General features: G+C 68.0%; 11 protein-coding genes and 1 pseudogene. 9 read left to right on the top strand and 3 right to left on the bottom strand.

What is annotated here, in order from left to right; genetic code table 11:
* Positions 1-29: 29 nt before the first annotated feature.
* A complete protein-coding gene (locus tag PJW05_RS23745; protein ID WP_271412292.1) occupies positions 30-1,373 on the bottom strand; it encodes an MATE family efflux transporter in 1,344 nt (447 codons plus the stop codon).
* A 152-nt stretch (positions 1,374-1,525) separates the two neighbouring features.
* On the opposite strand from PJW05_RS23745, the gene PJW05_RS23740 reads away from it, so the two are divergent.
* The 5 genes and pseudogenes from PJW05_RS23740 to PJW05_RS26915 all read left to right on the top strand — a co-directional run bounded on the left by PJW05_RS23740 (position 1,526) and on the right by PJW05_RS26915 (position 11,531).
* Complete coding sequence (locus PJW05_RS23740) at positions 1,526-6,430, top strand: alpha-2-macroglobulin family protein (RefSeq protein WP_271409384.1); 4,905 nt, start codon at positions 1,526-1,528, stop codon at positions 6,428-6,430.
* A gap of 80 nt (positions 6,431-6,510) precedes the next feature.
* Complete coding sequence (locus tag PJW05_RS23735; RefSeq protein ID WP_271409383.1) at positions 6,511-7,041, top strand: REP-associated tyrosine transposase; 531 nt, start codon at positions 6,511-6,513, stop codon at positions 7,039-7,041.
* A gap of 95 nt (positions 7,042-7,136) precedes the next feature.
* Positions 7,137-9,467 carry a peptidoglycan glycosyltransferase PbpC gene (pbpC, locus tag PJW05_RS23730; protein ID WP_271409382.1) on the top strand — a complete coding sequence of 777 codons (2,331 nt, stop codon included), beginning with the start codon at positions 7,137-7,139 and terminating at the stop codon, positions 9,465-9,467.
* A 132-nt stretch (positions 9,468-9,599) separates the two neighbouring features.
* A pseudogene (locus tag PJW05_RS26920) lies at positions 9,600-10,619 on the top strand (cache domain-containing protein); the annotation flags it as partial.
* 174 nt (positions 10,620-10,793) lie between these two features.
* Complete coding sequence (locus PJW05_RS26915) at positions 10,794-11,531, top strand: methyl-accepting chemotaxis protein (protein WP_442969272.1); 738 nt, start codon at positions 10,794-10,796, stop codon at positions 11,529-11,531.
* Positions 11,532-11,674: 143 nt separating this feature from the next.
* Here PJW05_RS26915 and PJW05_RS23720 read toward each other — a convergent pair whose 3' ends face one another.
* Both PJW05_RS23720 and PJW05_RS23715 read right to left on the bottom strand, forming a co-directional pair.
* On the bottom strand, positions 11,675-12,802 hold the full coding sequence (locus tag PJW05_RS23720; protein ID WP_271409380.1) for a GGDEF domain-containing protein: 1,128 nt from the start codon (positions 12,800-12,802) through the stop codon (positions 11,675-11,677).
* An 86-nt stretch (positions 12,803-12,888) separates the two neighbouring features.
* Complete coding sequence (locus PJW05_RS23715; RefSeq protein ID WP_271409379.1) at positions 12,889-13,335, bottom strand: DMT family transporter; 447 nt, start codon at positions 13,333-13,335, stop codon at positions 12,889-12,891.
* 216 nt (positions 13,336-13,551) lie between these two features.
* Between PJW05_RS23715 and fdnG the strand changes: the two genes are divergently transcribed.
* The 4 genes from fdnG to fdhE all read left to right on the top strand — a co-directional run bounded on the left by fdnG (position 13,552) and on the right by fdhE (position 19,257).
* The gene (gene fdnG, locus PJW05_RS23710; RefSeq protein WP_271409378.1) at positions 13,552-16,626 is read left to right on the top strand and encodes a formate dehydrogenase-N subunit alpha; all 3,075 of its coding nucleotides are present in this window, start codon (positions 13,552-13,554) and stop codon (positions 16,624-16,626) included.
* Positions 16,627-16,637: 11 nt separating this feature from the next.
* Entirely contained in the window at positions 16,638-17,543 is a 906-nt protein-coding gene (gene fdxH / locus PJW05_RS23705) for a formate dehydrogenase subunit beta (RefSeq protein WP_271409377.1), read from the top strand.
* A gap of 69 nt (positions 17,544-17,612) precedes the next feature.
* Entirely contained in the window at positions 17,613-18,245 is a 633-nt protein-coding gene (locus tag PJW05_RS23700) for a formate dehydrogenase subunit gamma (protein WP_271409376.1), read from the top strand.
* A gap of 82 nt (positions 18,246-18,327) precedes the next feature.
* Positions 18,328-19,257 carry a formate dehydrogenase accessory protein FdhE gene (gene fdhE, locus PJW05_RS23695; protein WP_271409375.1) on the top strand — a complete coding sequence of 310 codons (930 nt, stop codon included), beginning with the start codon at positions 18,328-18,330 and terminating at the stop codon, positions 19,255-19,257.
* Positions 19,258-19,292 lie beyond the last annotated feature (35 nt).

The raw sequence follows: 19,292 nt of genomic DNA, 5'->3' as shown, positions 1-19,292 counted from the left end.
CTCCTTCAGGTCATCAGGTTTCGTTGTCGTTATCGTGCGGCGAACCAGGCGTCGCGCCGTTGCAGGCGCCCGGCCATGGCGCCCAGGCTCAGCCCGCGCAGCAGCATGAAGGCGAGGAAGGCCAGCCAGAGCCCATGATTGCCGAGAAACTGTAGCCCCCATCCCAGCGGCAGGCTAAGCACCACCGCCACCAGCATGGCATCGCGCATTTCGCGGGCGCGGGTGGCGCCGATGAACAGGCCGTCCAGCAGGTAGCTCCAGACCGCCACCAGGGGCAGTGCCGCCAGGTAGGGCAGGTAGACGTGGGCCACCGCGCGCACCTCGGCGATGTCGCTCTGCAGGTCGATGAACAGCCGGCCACCGAGAAGGAAGAACAGGGCAAAACCCAGGCTCGCGATCAGCGACCAGCCGCCGGACACCAGCAGCGCACGGCGCAGGCCGGTGCGGTCCCTCGCGCCGATGGCGTGGCCGCACAGGGCTTCCACCGCGTGGGCCAGGCCGTCCAGGGCATAGGCGGTCACCAGTAGGCCGTTGAGCAGCAGGGCGTTGGCCGCCACCGTGGCGTCGCCGAGGCGGGCGCCCTGTACGGTGAGCAGGAAGAACACCAGTTGCAGCGCCAGGGAGCGGATGAAAATGTCGCGGTTCACCGCCAGCAGTGGACGCCAGTTGCTCCAGCGGGCCAGCGCGCTGGAATCGATGTGCCCCGGATGACGGCGCAACGCGCCACGGGTCAGGGCCAGGCCGATCAGCGCGCCGCACCATTCCGCGGTCACCGCCGCCTTGGCCGCACCGGCCACGCCCCAGTCCAGCCCCAGCACGAACCACAGCGCCAGGGCGATGTTGATCAGGTTGGTCACCAACAGGATCGCCAGAGGCGCACGGGCGTTCTGGGTGCCGAGAAACCAGCCCACCAGCGCGTAGTTGGCCAGCGCCGCCGGCAGTCCCAGCAGACGCAGGTGGAAGAATTCGCGGGTCAGTTGGTCCAGTTCCGCCGACGGTGTCATCAAGCCCAGGGCGAAGCCGCTGAAGGGCAACGCCACGAGCCCCAGCAGCAAGGCGAGTCCCAGGGCCAGCGCCAGGCCCTGCAGCAACACCTGGCGCAATTCGCCGCCATCGGCACGCCCGCTGGCCTGGGCGGCGAATCCCGTGGTGCCCATGCGCAGGAATCCGAGCACGCCGATCATCAGGGTGTAGAGGGTGCTGCCCACTGCCACCGCGCCCAACTGGTGGGCGTGGGGCAGGTGCCCGACCACCGTGCTGTCCACCAACGCCACCAGGGGCACGGAAATGTTCGAGAGGATCATGGGCGCGGCCAGGGCCCAGACTTTCCGGTGGGTCGGGGCGTGCCGCCAGGCGTCGAGGAACAGGCTCATGCAGGGCTCCAGTCGGGCGGCGCAGTATAGCGACATGGGGCGCGTCCAGCGCCGGCCAGTGGACCGACCACGGCGTCCGCGCCTGGCTCGTCAGCCCCCCGGCGCTCGACTATATTCTGCGCCTGCCCATTTGCCCGCCTCTGGGAGCCCTCATGCCGAAGAAAGGATTGCTTCTGGCACTGGCGCTGAGTCTGCTCGGCGCCTGTGATTCCTCCACGCCCGAACCGCCGGCGAGCAAGTCGCCGCCCGCTGCCGCCCAGCCGGCGCCGCGTCCGGCCACCGACAGCGCCGCCCTGGCCCAGCGCTACGCCGGGCGCGAGCTGAAGGTGATCGACGTCTCCGAAGTGCAACTCGACGGCGCCAGCGCCCTGTCGGTGACCTTCTCCGTGCCCCTGGACCCGGAGCAGACATTCGCCGAGCGCCTGCACCTGGTGGACAGCAAGCACGGCAAGGTGGATGGCGCCTGGGAACTCTCCGACAACCTGATGGAGTTGCGCCTGCGCCACCTGGAGCCCAAGCGCAAGCTGGTGCTGACCATCGACCCCGGCCTGCGCGCGGTGAACGACGCGCGTCTGGCCGAGGAACACATCACTCGCCTGGAAACCCGCGACCTGCAGGCCACCGTTGGCTTCGCCAGCCGTGGTTCGCTGCTGCCCACGCGCCTGGCCGAGGGCCTGCCGGTGATCGCCCTGAACGTCGACAAGGTGGATGTCGACTTCTTCCGCGTGAAGGTCGAGGCCCTGCCAGGCTTCCTCGCCCGCTGGGGCAAGCGCGGTGTCCTGGACGTCTGGGAGGCTCGCGAGCTGCTGAAGATGGCCGACCTGGTGCATACCGGCCGCTTCGACCTCAACCCCGCGCGCAACACCCGTGAAACGCTGCTGCTGCCCATCGCCAACCTCGAACCGATGAAGCAGCCGGGCGTCTACCTGGCGGTGATGAAGGCGGCCGGCAGCTACGCCTACTCCAACCCGGCCACCCTGTTCACCCTCAGCGATATCGGCCTGTCCGCCCACCGCTACAGCAACCGGCTGGACATCTTCACCCAGGCCCTGGAGGGCGGCGCCGCCCAGGCCGGTATCGCCCTCGAGCTGCTGGACGGCGACGGCCGCGTGCTGGCCGAGGGCAAGACCGACGCCAAGGGCCACGCCGAACTGCCGCTGGCGCCCAAGTCGGAAGTGCTGATCGCCCGCAAGGATGGGCAGACCAGCCTGCTGCGCCTGTCCGCGCCTGCCCTGGACCTGGCCGAGTTCGACATAGCCGGCCCGGCCAGCCATGCCCTGCAGTTCTTCGTGTTCGGCCCGCGCGACCTCTATCGGCCGGGCGAGACCGTGCTGCTCAATGCCCTGCTGCGCGACGTCGATGGCCGCGCGGTGAAGAGCCAGCCGGTGACCGTGGAAGTGCGCCGTCCCGACGGGCAGGTCAGCCGGCGCTTCGTCTGGGAAGCCGGGGAGGGCGGTTTCTACCAGTACCCGTTGCAACTGGCTGCCGAGGCGCCCACCGGCCGCTGGCAACTGCACTTCGACCTGGGCGACGGCTCGCCGCAGCTCTACGAGTTCCTCGTGGAAGACTTCCTTCCCGAGCGCATGGCGCTGGAACTCAAGGGCAGCGAGCGGCCCTTCACCCCCACCGACAACGCCCGCTTCCAGGTCAGTGGCCGCTACCTCTACGGCGCGCCGGCCTCCGGCAACCGCCTCACCGGCCAGCTCTACGTGCGCCCGCTGCGCGACGCGGTGAAGGCGCTGCCCGGCTACCAGTTCGGCTCGGTGACCGAAGACGAACTGAAGCAGGACATCGAACTGGAGGACACCCAGCTCGACGCCGACGGCAAGGCCGAGCTGAACATCGAGACCCGCTGGCGTGACGCCAAGTCGCCGCTGCAACTGGTCCTCCAGGCCAGCCTGCAGGAATCCGGCGGCCGTCCGATCACCCGTCGCCTGGTACAGCCGGTGTGGCCGGCCGAGCGCCTGCCCGGCTTGCGCGCGCTGTTCGACGGCGAGGAAACCGACGCCGACAGCCTGGCCGAATTCGAACTGCTGGTGGCCGACCCCGAGGGCAACAAGCTGGCCGTCGACAACCTCAAGGTGCGCCTGGTGCGCGAACGCCGCGACTACTACTGGAACTACTCCGAGAGCAATGGCTGGACCCATCACTACAACGAGAAATACCTGAACCTCGCCGAAGAGCAGGTACCGGTGCTCGCCGGCGGCACCGCCAAGGTCAGCTTCCCGGTGGAGTGGGGCCCCTATCGGGTGGAGGTGGAAGACCCGGCCACCGGGCTCACCAGCAGCCTGCGTTTCTGGGCTGGCTACCGCTGGCAGGACAACGCCGAAGGCGGCGCCGTGCGCCCGGACCAGGTCAAGCTGGCCCTGGACAAACCGGCCTATGCCGAAGGCGAAACCGCCAGGGTCACCGTCACCCCGCCGAGCGCCGGCAGCGGCTACCTGCTGGTGGAGTCCGCCGAGGGACCGCTTTGGTGGCAGCCCATCGAAGTCCCGGCCGACGGCAAGGCCTTCGATATACCGCTGGCCAAGGACTGGGCGCGGCATGACCTGTATGTCAGCGCCCTGGTGATCCGTCCCGGCGAGCGCAAGGCCAGCGTCACCCCCAAACGCGCCGTGGGCCTGTTGCACCTGCCGCTGGAGCGTGCGCCGCGCAAGCTGGCGCTCAGCCTCGACGCGCCGGAAAAGATGCGGCCCAAGCAACCGCTGAAGGTCCAGGTGCAGGCGAAGAACGCCGACGGCAGCGTGCCGAAACAGGTGAATGTGCTGGTGGCGGCGGTGGACGTCGGTATCCTCAATATCACCCGTTACACAACGCCCGACCCCTTCGCCAGCCTGTTTGGCCGCAAGGCCTATGGCGCCGACCAGTTGGACGTCTACGGCCAATTGATCGAGGCCGGCCAGGGCCGCCTGGCGAGCATGGCGTTCGGCGGTGACGCCGCCCTGGCCGGTGGCGGCAAGCGGCCGCAGACCAGCGTCACCCTAGTCGCCCTGCAAGCCGCACCGGTGACCCTGGACGATCAGGGACGGGGCGAAGTCAGCCTGGACATCCCCGAGTTCAACGGCGAACTGCGCCTGATGGCCCAGGCCTGGACCGACGAGCGCTATGGCATGGCCGAGGCGAAAACGGTGGTGGCCGCACCCCTGGTGGCGGAACTGGCGGCGCCGCGCTTCCTGGCCGGCGGCGACCAGACCACCCTGGCGCTGGACCTGACCAACCTCTCCGGTAAACCCCAGCGGCTGGACGTTCAACTGGAAAGCAGCGGCCAACTGGACCTCGCCCAGAACGGTGGCAGCCCTCCCGCGCCGCTGCAGCTCGCCGACGGCCAGCGCACCACCCTGCGCATTCCGGTACGCGCCGTAGGTGGCTTCGGCCAGGGCCGTCTCAAGGTCAGGGTCAATGGCCTGGAGCTGCCGGGCGAGAACCTGCCGCCGTTCAGCCGCGAGTGGACCTTGGGCGTACGCCCGGCCTATCCGGCGCAGCTCCGGCAGTTCCGCGCAGTGCTCAAGGGCGATAGCTGGAACCTGCCCGCCGGCACCCTCGACGCCTTCGAACCCGCTGGCCGCGAAGCGCTGCTGCAGCTCTCCAGCCGGCCGCCGCTCAACCTCGGCGAGCAGGTCCGCGCCCTCAAGGCCTACCCCTACGGTTGCGCCGAACAGACCACCAGCGGCCTCTATCCCTCGCTCTATGCCGATGCCGCCTCGCTCCAGCGCCTCGGCCTGGAAGGCGAGCCGGACGACGCGCGGCGCAAGTCCATCGAACTGGGCATCGAGCGTTTGTTGGGCATGCAGCGCTACAACGGCAGCTTCGGCCTGTGGAGCGCCGACAGCGAAGAGGACTACTGGCTGACCGCGTATGTCACCGACTTTCTCCTGCGCGCGCGCGACCAGGGCTTCGCCGTGCCGCCGGAAGCCCTGAAGAAAGCCAATGAGCGTCTGCTGCGCTATCTGCAGGAGCGCAGCCTGGTCGAAGTCGGCTACAGCCAGAACGCCGACCACACCCGCTTCGCCGTGCAGGCCTACGCCGGCTACGTGCTCGCCCGTAGCCAGCAGGCGCCGCTGGGCGCCCTGCGCAGCCTCTGGGAACGCCGCGCCGACGCCCGTTCCGGCCTGCCGCTGGTGCAACTGGCGGTGGCCTTCACGCTCATGGGCGATGCGCCGCGCGCCGACCAGGCCCTGGAACTCGGCCTGCGCACCCCGCGGGCGAGCCGCGACTGGTTGGCCGACTATGGCAGCCCGCTGCGCGACCAGGCGCTGATCCTCGCCCTGCTGGAAGAGCATGACCTGGCCGCCGGAGTTCACGAGCAGCGGCTGTTCGAACTGTCCGACCTGGTGGCCGGCGAGCGCTGGCTCTCCACCCAGGAACGCAATGCCCTCTACCTGGCCGGTCGTGGCCTGCTGGGCAAGCCCGAGACGGCCTGGAGCGCGCAACTTCGCGCGGGCGACCAGCAGCGCGAGTTGGACAACCAGCAGCCGGGCCTCAAGCTGGACGGCGGCCTGCTGGCCGAACCGCTGAGCATTACCGCCACCGGCAGCGCGCCGCTCTACCAGCAACTGACCCTCTCCGGCTATCCGCTGGCGGCGCCGGCCGCCGGAGGCGACAACCTCGCCATCCGCCGCGAGTTCCTCGGCGTGGATGGCCAGCGCCTGGACCTGAGTCGCCTGGACAGCGGTGAGTTGGTGCTGGTGCACCTGGCCATCGAAGCGAAGCAACGGGTGCCCGATGCCCTGGTGGTGGACCTGCTGCCCGCCGGCCTGGAACTGGAAAACCAGAACCTCGCCCAGAGCGCCGCCAGCCTGGCCGACGCCAGCCGCGCGGTGAAGGCGTGGCAGAAATCCATGCAGAACGCCGCCATCAAGCACCAGGAGTTCCGCGATGACCGCTACGTGGCGGCCCTGGATCTCGGCGAATACGGCACCACCCACCTGCTCTACCTGGCCCGCGCCGTCACCCCCGGCACCTACCGCGTGCCGCCGCCGACAGTGGAGTCCATGTACCGGCCGAACTGGCAGGCCCTGGGCGAAGCGCCGGGGCAGTTGGTGGTGAGAGGGAAGTAGGGGGTATTCCGGGCTGCGGAAACCGACATGTTTGTAGCCCGGATGCAATCCGGGAAGCCATACGACAGGGAGGTCGTTGGATGGTCAACTATCGGCGGGCAAGAGTCCCAGGCGTCTGCTATTTCCTGACGCTGACATTGAAGGACAGGCGCCGCGACTTACTTGTCCGTTACCAGGACGAGTTGCGCCTGTCCCTGAGGCAGACCATGGCGCGATTGCCGTTCAGGCTGCCAGCGGCGGTGATCCTACCGGACCACCTCCACATGTTGATCGAACTGCCTGCGGCGGACTCGGACTTCTCCTCCCGTGTGCGCAGGCTGAAGTCGGGGTTTGTCTCACTGCTGCGAGAGAGGCCCGGCGCTGGCCTGGTGTTCAACTCCAAAGGCGAGTCCAATGTCTGGCAGCCGCGGTTCTGGGAGCACATGATTCGCGACGATCGGGACTATGCCGCGCATGTGGACTACATCCATTTCAATCCGGTGAAGCATGGCTTGGTGAGCGTGGTGCGCGATTGGCCGCTTTCCAGTTTTCACCGTTTCGTCGAGCAGGGATTGCTACCGCCAGACTGGGCCGGTGGGGCTGAAACGGATGTCGTCGGTGCGGGGGAGTGACATCGCTCCCGGATTGCATCCGGGCTACGATCTTCCCACCCAGGTAGCCCGGATGAAATCCGGGGAAGCAATCGAGCATGCAGGTACGGCCGCCCATGACTGTCGGATGGAATAAACGCCCCTGGCTCGCCATCCCGCTCGTGCTGCTGGCGCTGCTCTGTGGCGCCGACCGTCTGTTCCCGCTGCCCCTGCCGGGGGATGACCTGGCGCGAGTGGTGCTGGCGGAAGACGGCACGCCGCTCTGGCGCTTCGCCGATGCCGAGGGCGTCTGGCGCTACCCGGTGACCCGGGCCGAGGTCTCGCCCTACTACCTGGAAGCGCTGCTTACCTACGAGGACCGCTGGTTCTACCGCCATCCCGGGGTGAACCCCCTGGCGCTGGCCCGCGCCGCCTGGCTCAACCTCAAGGGGGGGCGGGTCGTGTCCGGCGGCAGCACCCTGTCCATGCAGGTGGCACGCCTGCTCGACCCGCACCCGCGCACCTTCACCGGCAAGCTCCGCCAGCTCTGGCGCACCGCGCAGCTGGAGTGGCACCTGTCCAAGGACGAAATCCTCGGTCTTTACCTCAACCGCGCGCCCTTCGGCGGCACCCTGCAGGGCGTGGCGGCGGCTAGTTGGGCCTACCTCGGCAAACCGCCTGCGCAACTCACCCGCGCCGAGGCGGCTTTGCTCGCGGTGTTGCCCCAGGCACCCAGCCGGCTGCGCCCGGACCGCCATCCGGCGCGGGCCCAGGCCGCCCGCGACAAGGTGCTGCGGCGCCTGGGGCAGTTCCAGGTCTGGCCCGAGGGGGCGGTGAAGGAGGCGCTGGAGGAAACGGTGCTGCTCGCGCCGCGCCATGAGCCCAGCCTGGCGCCCCTGCTGGCGCGGCGTCTGAATACGGCGAACAGCCCGCCGCTGATCCGCACCACCCTCGACGCCGTGCTGCAGCGCCGCCTGGAGGACCTGCTGCTGGGCTGGCGGGCGCGTCTGCCCGAGCGCACCTCGGCAGCGATCCTGGTGGTGGAGCACCAGAGCATGGCGGTGCGCGCCTACCTGGGGTCCATCGACATCGCCGATGACAAGCGCTTCGGCCACGTGGACATGGTCCAGTCGCTGCGCTCGCCGGGCTCCACCCTCAAGCCTTTCCTCTATGGCATGGCCCTGGACGCCGGGCTGATCCATTCCGAATCCCTGCTGCAGGACGTGCCACGGCGCTACGGCGACTACCGCCCCGGCAACTTCGCCGCCGGCTTCATCGGCCCGGTGTCCGCCAGCGAGGCCCTGGGAATGTCCCTCAACCTGCCGGCGGTGCAGCTGCTGGAGGCCTACGGCCCGAAACGCTTCGCCGGCGAGCTGCGCAATGTCGGCGTGCCTCTGGCGCTGCCGACGGCCAGCGAGCCGAACCTGGCGCTGATCCTCGGCGGCGCCGGTAGCCGGCTGGAAGAGCTGGTCAGCGGCTACAGCGCCTTCGCCCGTCAGGGCCGCACCGCCCGCCTGCGCCTGCAGCCACAGGACCTGCTGTACGAGCGCCGCCTGCTGTCGCCCGGCGCGGCCTGGATCATCCGCCGCATCCTCGCCGGCCAGGCGCGCCCGGACCGCGACCCCCGCGCGCGGCTGACCCAGCGCCCGGTACTGGCCTGGAAGACCGGCACCAGCTACGGCTTTCGCGATGCCTGGGCGATCGGCGTCGGCCCGCGCCACCTGATCGGCGTCTGGATCGGCCGCCCCGATGGCACCCCGGTGCCCGGTCAGTTCGGCCTCGCCTCGGCGGCACCGTTGCTGCTGCAGGTGCATGACCTGCTGGTGAACCGCGACGCTCAGCGCGGCATCGCCCAACCGGCGGACCCACAACCGCCGGAGGTGGGCGTGGCGAGCATCTGCTGGCCCCTCGGCCAGCCCATGGCCAAGGGCGATCCCAACTGTCGGCGCCAGCGCTTCGCCTGGACCCTGGAGGGCACCACGCCACCCACCCTGCTGGCGGCCGACCAGCCGCTGGGGCTGGGCCTGCGCCAGCCGATCTGGGTGGATGCCACGGGGCATCGGGTGGCGGCCGGTTGCGCGGGTGCCCAGGCCCGCGAACTGGTGCTCTGGCCGGCGCCCCTGGAGCCCTGGCTGCCGCGCCGCGAGCGCCGCAGCGCACGCCTGCCAGGCGTGGCTCCAGGCTGCCCGCCAGCATTGCCGCCGGCCGCCGCGCCGTTGTCCATCGTCGGGGTGCGCGAGGGCGACCAGTTGCGGCGCCCGTCGGGCAGCGCCGGGCCGCTGCGCCTGAAGCTCTCGGCACTGGGCGGCAGCGGTCGGCGCTGGTGGTTCCTCGATGGCGCGCCGCTCACCGCCACGGCTCCGGAGGAGAGCTTCAGCCAGGAGCTCGACCGCGCCGGACGGCATCAACTGAGTGTGCTGGACGAAGCCGGGCAGACCGCTCGTCTGGAGTTTGCCGTCACGGACTGACCGGACGTTCAAGTTTTGTGCGGCGTGGGCCGATATGTCTTGTTGTCAAAGAGCGAGAAAATTGTCGAATTGTTTGTATACAATCTCTCGCCCTCGTCTCGCCTCCAACAAGTATTCCAAGGAGACAACTCCATGCGCCTCTGGCAACGCAGCATTCAGTGGCAGCTGATCTTCAGCATGGGCGCCGCCCTGCTGGCCGGCATCCTCATCGTCATCGGCATCTACTCGGTACTGATGAACCGCCTGACCGAACGTTTCCTGCTGGATGAAGCCTTGCCCGCCCGCGTACAGGCCATCGGCAACGCCCTGGAGCGCACCCTCGCGGCCCCCATCACCGCCAACGCCGGCATCGCCGAGAACGTCCTGGTGCAGGACTGGCTGGCCGAAGGCGAAGACCCGGCCCGCTCCGAAGCCTTCGCCCGCTACCTGGAAGGCGTGCGCGCCCAGCAGAGCGCCACCACCACCTCCATCGCCGTGCTGGACAGCGGCCACTACTACACCGGCCAGGGCCTGGCGCGCACCCTCACCCGCAGCCAGCCGGAAAATCAGTGGTTCTACCGACTGGTGGACAGCGACCGCAACCGGGTGCTGGAAATCGACATCGACAAGGGCACCCGCCTTCCGACCCTGTTCATCAACCAGCGCATCACCCGCAACGGCAAGACTCTCGGCGTGTCCGGCCTGGGCTACAGCCTGCAAGCGATGTCCGAGATGATCCGCGACTTCCGCTTCGGTGAGCGCGGCCGCGTATTCCTCATGGACGGTGAAGGCCAAATCAAGGTCCACCCCGATACCGCCCTCAACGGCAGCGGCCGCCTGGCCGATACCTTCGGCGCCGGTTCGGCGGCCGAACTGCTGGCCGCCGGTGGCAAGGCCATCCGTTTCGAACGCGACGGCGAGCGCTACCTGGCCCTGGCCCGGCCGCTGGAAAGCGTGGGCTGGCAGCTGGTGAGCGAAGTGCCGGAAGCGGAAATCTACGCCGAGGCGCGCAAGGCCATGTGGACCAGCAGCCTCGCCGGTTTCGGCGTGCTCGCCCTCTGCCTGCTGCTGGTGGTGGTGCTGGCGCGGGGGCTGGTGCGGCCGATCCGCCAGGTTACTGCGGCGCTGGTGGAAATCGGCGGCGGCGGTGGCGACCTGACCCGCCGCCTGGACGAGTCCCGCGCCGACGAGCTGGGCGACCTCGCCCGTGGCTTCAACCGCTTCCTGGAAAGCCAGCGCAGCCTGATCGGCGAAGTGCTGGACACCAGCCAGCGTCTGCACAAGGTGGTCGACCAGGTGGCCCAGGTGGTGGACAACACCGCCAGCCGCTCCGGCCAGCAGCAGGAAATGACCGACATGGTGGCCACCGCCGTACACGAGATGGGCCTCACCGTGCAGGAGATCGCGCGCAACGCCGGCGCCGCCGCCCAGGCTTCGCAGCAGGCCCGCGACGAGTCCCTGGAGGCGCGCAGGGTGGTGGGCGAGTCGGTGGACCACATCGAGAAGATGTCCAGCGAGATCGGCCTCGCCGCCTCGGCGGTGAGCGAGCTGGCCGAGCAGGTCGCCTCCATCGACCAGGTGCTGGCGGTGATCCGCGGCATTTCCGAGCAGACCAACCTGCTGGCGCTGAACGCTGCCATCGAGGCCGCCCGTGCTGGCGAAATGGGCCGGGGCTTTGCCGTGGTCGCCGATGAAGTCCGCACCCTGGCCAGCCGTACCCAGGCCTCCACCGACGAAATCCAGCAGATGATCCAGCGCCTCAAGCATGGCGCCGAGACGGCAGTGCATTCCATGCACGCCGGCCAGTCCGCCACCGGCACCGGGGTGGAGGCCAGCCAGCGCACCGGTACCTCCCTGGGCGCCATCACCGACCAGGTGGAACGCATCAGCGACATGAACCACCAGGTGGCGGCGGCCACCGAGGAGCAATCCTCGGTGACCGAGGAAATCAACCGTAACGTGCAGGGCATCGCCGACCTGGCCCACGCCACCGCCAGCGAGGTGCGCGGTTGCCGCGAGGAGTGCCAGACCCTCAGCCGCCTGGCCGGCGACCTGGCCCGACAGGTCGGCAAGTTCAGGCTGTAAGGGTGGGGCAGGCCTTCGGCCTGCTTCGCGAGTGAATTGTTGGCGCCAAGGAACGAGGCCCAACATGACCAGACCCCATGTGGGCCCTGGACACCCTCTCCCGCAAGCGGGAGAGGGGGCACCTGTGGGACGGCTCGAGCCTTTCAGCCTTCGGCCAACTCCAGTCGATCCCGTCCCAGCGCCTTGGCCCGGTACAGCGCATCGTCCACCCGCTTGAAGAAGGCTTCGGCGCTGCCGCCATCGCGTTCATGGAAGCAGCCAAGGCCCAGGCTGGCGGTGACCGGCAGGTGCTGGCCGCCGAGCTGGAAACCCTGGTTGGCGAGGTCTTCGCGGAACTGCTCGGCTAACTGGCGGGCCTGCTCCAGGCTGGTGTCCGGCATCAGCACGCCGAATTCCTCGCCGCCCAGGCGCAGCAGGGCGTCGCTGTCGCGGCGGAAGAATGCACGCATGCGCTCGCCGAACGCCCGCAGGCAGGCATCGCCCATGCTGTGGCCGTGTTCGTCATTGATCCGCTTGAAGAAGTCGATGTCCATCAGCAGCAGCGACAGCTCGCTGCCGTGGCGTTGCGCGTTGGCACACATGGCGGGAAACAGGTTGTTGAACTGGTAGCGGTTGCCCAGTTGGGTCAGGCCGTCGGTGCGGCTTAGCGTGTCCAGACGCTGACGTTGTTCCAGCAACTGCAGCTCAAGGGCGAGCATGGTGCCGTATTCGTGGTGTGTGCGGTTCATCACCAGGATCAGGTAGCTGAGGTAGAACACCAGGGTGACGAGTTCCGCGCGGGTGCTGTCGTCGCCCAGCGCGAGGGTCGCGAGGCCCGGCAGGTAGAGCAGGAAGATGGCCAGGGCGGCGCGGCGCCGACGCATGGCGAAGTTGAAGGCCATGGCGGTGCTGAAGGCGACGGTGGCCAGGGTGGCGATCAGGCTGGCCGGTTGGAAGCCGGCGGTCAGCAGTACCCAGGCATGGGCCAGGCCCCAGCCGATGGACGACATCAGGATCACGCCCCAATGCCGGTCCAGCCAGCGCTGCAGTTCGGCCTCGGTGCCGGCGGCGGGGGGATGGTGAAGCAGGCGCGCCGCCAGCATCAGGCCGAAGAAGGCGCTGCCCGCCAGCCCTGCGCCCAGGTGCTGCAACGGCGCTGCGCTGAACAGCCAGCAGAGCAGCCAGGCGATCAGGTAGAAGGCGCCGCCGAGTCGTGTGCGTGTACGGGTGTCCTGCACTTCGCGCCAGAGGCAGAAACGCTCCGGGGAGTGGGGCAGATCGGCATCGGTCATCTATTTTGTGATCACAACAACAGCCGGTATTGGCCGAGCTTATCCGTTCTGCCCCGTCAATGACATCGGAATGCTATTGCCGCCGCTTATCCCCGACGAATGAGCCAGACACCGGCAAAGATCAGTGCCAGGCCGGCCAGCTTGCCGACGCTGACGGAGGCCTCGCGGTAACCGGCCCAGCCAAAGTGGTCCAGCGTCAGCGCCATGCTCAACTGGCCGGCCAGCACCAGCGCCATGAACAGCAGGGCGCCGATGCGCGGGCTGGCGAATGCCGCCGTGGCGATGAACACGGCTCCCAGCAGGCCGCCGCTCCATTGCCACCAGCTCACCCCCTTGAGGGCGTCGAGGCTAGGCAGTTCGCGCTGGATCAGCACCACGCTGAGCAGGGCGACGGTGCCCACCAGGAAGGAAATCAGCGCCGCGCTCATGACACTGGAAACCTGTTTGGCCAACTGACCGTTGATGCCGGCCTGCAAGGGCAGGAAGGCGCCGGCGACGAAGGGCAGGGCGAGCAGCCACCAGGCCTTGGGCATGACGATCTCCGGGGGAAGTCGAGGGGGCGCACAGTATGCCCGAGTCGGCCCTGTTCGCGTCGGTCGGACGCCGGAAGCGGGCGCTGGCGACTGCGTGGCGTGAGAATCATCCGATTCTCTTCCGTTCGTCTGGATTTGCCCCCGAATCTGTCTACCCTTTCAAAGGATGTGCCCGGCGATGTACCGGGTAGCACCTGCCTGATGAGGGAGAACACGATGGACATGAACCGTCGACAGTTCTTCAAGGTCTGTGCCGTAGGCCTTGGAGGATCCAGCCTGGCGGCTCTGGGGGTCTCGCCCCCGGAAGCCTTCGCCGACCAGGTTCGCCATTTCAAACTGGCGCGCACCGTCGAGACGCGCAACACCTGCCCCTACTGCTCGGTCGGCTGCGGCCTGATCATGTACAGCCAGGGCGACGCGGCGAAGAACGTCGCGCAGAACATCATCCATATCGAAGGCGACGCCGATCACCCGGTGAACCGCGGCACCCTGTGCCCGAAAGGCGCGGGCCTGCTGGACTTCGTCCACAGCCCCAACCGCCTCAAGTACCCGGAGGTCCGCGAACCCGGCTCGAACGAGTGGAAGCGCATCGAGTGGGACGAGGCGCTGGACCGCATCGCCAGGCTGATGAAGGAAGACCGCGACGCCAACTTCGTCACGCAGAACGCCCAGGGCCAGACGGTGAACCGCTGGCTGACCACGGGCTTCCTCGCGGCGTCGGCCTCGTCCAACGAAGCCGGCTACATCACCCACAAGGTGGTGCGTTCCCTTGGCATGCTGGGGTTCGATAACCAGGCACGTGTCTGACATGGCCCGACGGTGGCAGGTCTTGCCCCGACGTTTGGCCGTGGCGCCATGACCAACCACTGGACCGACATCAAGAATGCCGATCTGGTGCTGATCATGGGCGGCAACGCCGCCGAAGCCCACCCCTGTGGCTTCAAGTGGGTCACCGAGGCCAAGGCGCACAACAACGCCCGGCTGATCGTGGTCGATCCGCGCTTCACCCGTTCCGCCTCGGTTGCCGATTACTACGCGCCGATCCGCACCGGGACCGACATCGCCTTCCTCGGCGGGCTGATCAACTACCTGATCACTCAGGACAAGATCCAGCACGAGTACGTGCGCAACTACACCGACGCGCCCTTCATCGTGAACGACGGCTTCACCTTCGCGGACGGCTTGTTCAGCGGCTACGACGAGGCCCGGCGCGCCTATCCGGACAAGTCCTCCTGGAGCTACGCCAAGGGTGAGGACGGCTATGTCCGCGTCGACATGACGATGCAGGACCCGCGCTGCGTGTTCCAACTGATGAAGCAGCACTACAGCCGCTACACGGCGGACCTGGTGAGCAGCATCTGCGGCACGCCGAAGGCGCAGCTGGAGCAGGTCTGGGGACTGATCGCCGAGACCTCCGACCCGCGCAAGACCATGACCGTCATGTACGCCCTGGGCTGGACCCAGCACTCGGTGGGCTCGCAGATGATCCGCACCGGCGCCATGGTGCAACTGCTGCTGGGCAACATCGGCATGCCCGGCGGCGGCATGAATGCCCTGCGCGGCCACTCCAACATCCAGGGCCTGACCGACCTCGGCCTGCTCTCCAACCTGCTGCCGGGCTACCTGACCCTGCCGGCCGACGCCGAGCAGGACTACGCCGCCTACATCGAAAAACGGGCGAGCAAGCCGACGCGGCCGGGGCAGATGTCCTACTGGCAGAACTACGGCAAGTTCCACGTCAGCCTGATGAAGTCCTGGTTCGGCAAGTCGGCCACCGCCGAGAACAACTGGTGCTACGACTGGCTGCCCAAGCTCGACATCCCCGGCTACGACGTGCTCAAGGTCTTCGACCTGATGCACGACGGCAAGGTGAACGGCTACTTCTGCCAGGGCTTCAACCCCATCGGCTCCTTCCCCAACAAGGCCAAGGTCACCGAGAGCCTGGCCAAACTGAAATACCTGGTGGTCATGGACCCGCTGGCCACCGAGACGTCGGAGTTCTGGCGCAACGCCGGCGAGTACAACGACGTCGACACCGCCAGCATCCAGACCACCGTGTTCCGCCTGCCCACCACCTGCTTCGCCGAGGAGGACGGTTCGCTGGTCAACAGCGGGCGGTGGCTGCAATGGCACTGGAAGGGCGCCGAACCGCCCGGCCAGGCGCGCACCGACATCGCCATCATGGGTGGCCTGTTCCATCGCCTGCGCGCGGCCTACGCGAAGGATGGCGGGACCTTCCCCGACCCGATCCTCGGCCTGGACTGGAATTACCTGCGTCCGGACGAACCGGGGCCCGATGAGATCGCCAGGGAATTCAACGGCAAGGCCCTGGCCGACCTCACCGACCCAGCCACCGGTGCGGTGCTGCTCAAGGCCGGCGAGCAGGTGCCCGGCTTCGCCGTGCTGCGCGACGATGGCAGCACCGCCAGCGGTTGCTGGATCTTCGCCGGCAGCTGGACCGCCGCCGGCAACCAGATGGCCCGCCGCGACAACTCGGACCCCTACGCCATGGGCCAGACCCTGGGCTGGGCCTGGGCCTGGCCGGCGAACCGGCGCATCCTCTACAACCGCGCCTCGGCCGACCCGTCGGGCAAGCCGTGGAACCCGGAGAAGAAACGCCTGGTGTGGTGGAACGGCAAGGCCTGGACCGGCACCGACGTGCCCGACTTCAAGGGGGATGCCGCGCCGGACCTGGGCATGAGCCCCTTCATCATGAACCCCGAGGGCGTCGCGCGGTTCTTCGCCCTCGACAAGATGAGCGAAGGGCCTTTCCCCGAGCACTACGAACCCTTCGAAACCCCCGTCGGGCGCAACCTGCTGCACCCGGAGCACGCCAAGGTCACCAGCAACCCGGCTGCGCGGGTGTTCAAGCTCGACTGGGAAACCTTCGGCAAGGCGGAGAACTTCCCCTACGCCGCCACCACCTACCGGCTCACCGAGCACTTCCACTTCTGGACCAAGCACTGCCGGCTGAACGCGATCACCCAGCCCCAGCAGTTCGTCGAGATCGGCGAAGCCCTGGCCAAGGAACTGGGCATTGCCGCCGGCGACTGGGTCAAGGTCTCCTCCAACCGGGGCTTCATCAAGGCCGTGGCGGTGGTGACCAAGCGCATCAGGCCGCTCACGGTGGATGGCAAGACCGTGCACCAGGTCGGCATTCCGCTGCACTGGGGCTTCTCCGGCGTGGCGCAGGCGGGCTACATCACCAACACGCTCACGCCCTTCGTCGGCGATGGCAACACGCAGACCCCGGAATTCAAGTCGTTCCTGGTCAACGTGGAAAAGGCATGAGGAGCTGAGCCATGGCATCCCAAGACATCATCGCCCGCTCCGCCACCACCACGCCCATGCCGTCCGTGCGCGAGATGGACCAGGTGGCGAAACTCATCGACGTGTCCAAGTGCATCGGTTGCAAGGCCTGCCAGGTCGCCTGTTCGGAATGGAACGACCTGCGCGACGAGGTGGGCCAGAACCACGGCACCTACGACAACCCCACTGACCTCACCGCCAGTTCCTGGACGGTCATGCGCTTCACCGAGCACGAGAAGCCGGACGGCAACCTGGAGTGGCTGATCCGCAAGGACGGCTGCATGCACTGCGACGAACCGGGCTGCCTCGCCGCCTGCCCGAGCCCCGGCGCCATCGTGAAGTACGCCAACGGCATCGTCGACTTCAACCAGGACAAGTGCATCGGCTGCGGCTACTGCATCACCGGCTGCCCCTTCGACATCCCGCGCATTTCGCAGAAGGACCACAAGGCCTACAAATGCACCCTGTGTTCCGACCGCGTGTCCGTGGGGCTGGAGCCGGCCTGCGTGAAGACCTGCCCCACCGGCGCCATCGTCTTTGGCAGCAAGGAAGACATGAAGGAGCACGCCGCCGGGCGCATCGAAGACCTCAAGTCCCGCGGCTTCGAGAACGCCGGCCTGTACGACCCGCCGGGTGTCGGCGGCACCCACGTCATGTACGTGCTGCACCATGCCGACCAGCCCTCGCTCTACGCAGGTCTGCCCGACGCCCCGGCCATCAGCCCGATGGTCAGCCTGTGGAAGGGCGTGACCAAGCCCCTCGGCCTCCTGGCCATGGGCGTGGTGGCGCTGTTCGGCTTCTTCCACTACGTGCGGGTCGGCCCGAACAAGGTAGAGGAAGACGAACCGCCCAAGCGTGATGCAGCGGTACACGACTTCGATCCCAAGGCACCGAGTTGAGATAAACGCCCCCTCTCCCTCCGGGAGAGGGCCGGGGTGAGGGAAGTCTGCCCCGACCAGGAGTTGGACATGAACAAAGACATCGAACGCTATACCCCCTCCGAGCGCAGCAATCACTGGGCGGTGGCCATCCTCTTCTTCCTGGCCGGGCTCTCCGGCCTGGCGCTGTTCCACCCGTCCCTGTTCTGGCTGACCACCTTCTTCGGCGGCGGGCCCTGGACACGCATCCTGCACCCCTTCCTCGGGGTGGCCATGTTCCTCTTCTTCATCTGGCTGGCCATGCGCTTCGCCCACCACAACCGCTGGGAGAAGGCCGACAGCCAATGGCTGAAACAGTGGAAGGACGTGGTGAACAACCGGGAAGAACGGTTGCCGGAAATCGGTCGCTACAACGCCGGGCAGAAGCTGCTGTTCTGGGTACTGCTGCTCAGCATGCTGGTGCTGCTGGCTACCGGCGTGGTGATTTGGCGACAGTACTTCAGCCACCTGTTCGGCATCGAACTCATCCGCCTCGCTGCGCTGCTGCATGCCTTCGCCGCCTGGGTGCTGATCTGCAGCATCATCGTCCACATCTACGCCGGCATCTGGGTCAAGGGCTCTGTCAGCGCCATGCTCCACGGCTGGGTCAGCCGCGCCTGGGCCCGCAAGCACCACGCCGGCTGGTACAAGGACGTGACCAAGGGGGAGGGCGGCAAGCACTAAGCTGTTCCGTGGGGGCGAATTCATTCGCGAAAGGGCGGCGCCGCCGCCCCTTGGAAGGACCATGACCAAAAAGGAGTCCTGCGTGTCAGGCCAGATACTCGAACCCGGCCAGATCGAGGCCGCAGCCAATATCCCGCCCTTTCTCCACCTGCCCGGACGCGACCTGTTCCGCGTTCGCGCCGAACGCCTGCGCCAGCTCGCCAGCGGCCATCCGCTCGCCGGCTACCTCTTGCTGGTGGCTGAACTTTGCGAGGCCCAGCAACAGGTGCTGGACAACCCGCCGCCGCTCCCCGGCGTGGCGCCCGAGGCCCTGGCCCGCAGCCTTGAACACGGCATGCCGCCCATTGCCTTCGAAGCCCTGGTACGCGCCGATGGCTGGCTCGCCGCTCTCGACGCCCTGCTGGCCCGCCTCGCCGGCCATGCCAACCCGGCGGTGGTCGACGCCGTGCAACAACTGCTCGGCGCCGACACCGGCCAGCGCAAGACCTGGGCCGTCGCCCTGCTCAGCGGCCAGTTCGACCTGCTGCCGCCGGCCCTGGCACCCTTCATCGGCGCCGCCCTGCAGGTCGCCTTCAGCCACTGGCTGCTGGCCCTGCCCGATGGCGCGGTGGTGGAAAACGACGCCAAGGTCCTTTGCCCGGCCTGCGGTTCCCCGCCGGTTGGCGGCATGCTGCGCCATCGCGGCAAGCACAGTGGCTTGCGCTATCTCGCCTGTTCGCTGTGCTCCTGCGAATGGCACTACGTGCGGCTGAAATGCAGCCACTGCCAGGAGAGCAAGCACCTCGCCTACCTTTCTCTGGCACGCGACGGAATGAACAGCGAACAGGCGCCGATCCGGGCCGAGGCCTGCCCCAACTGCCAGGGCTACCTCAAACAGTGCTACCTGGAGTTCGACGCCGAAGCCGAAGCCCAGGCCGACGACCTGGCCAGCCTCGACCTCGACCTGCGCCTCGCCGAGGAAGGTTACCTGCGCCGCGCGCCCAACCTGCTGCTGGCTCCTGGCGGGGAATAAGCACCTAGACTCAGATACGGACCGCCCCACGCTAA

It is taken from the genome of Pseudomonas sp. Q1-7, from assembly GCF_028010285.1.
In the GTDB taxonomy this organism is placed as follows: Bacteria; Pseudomonadota; Gammaproteobacteria; order Pseudomonadales; family Pseudomonadaceae; genus Metapseudomonas.
This window is presented reverse-complemented; position numbering and strand designations above follow the sequence as displayed.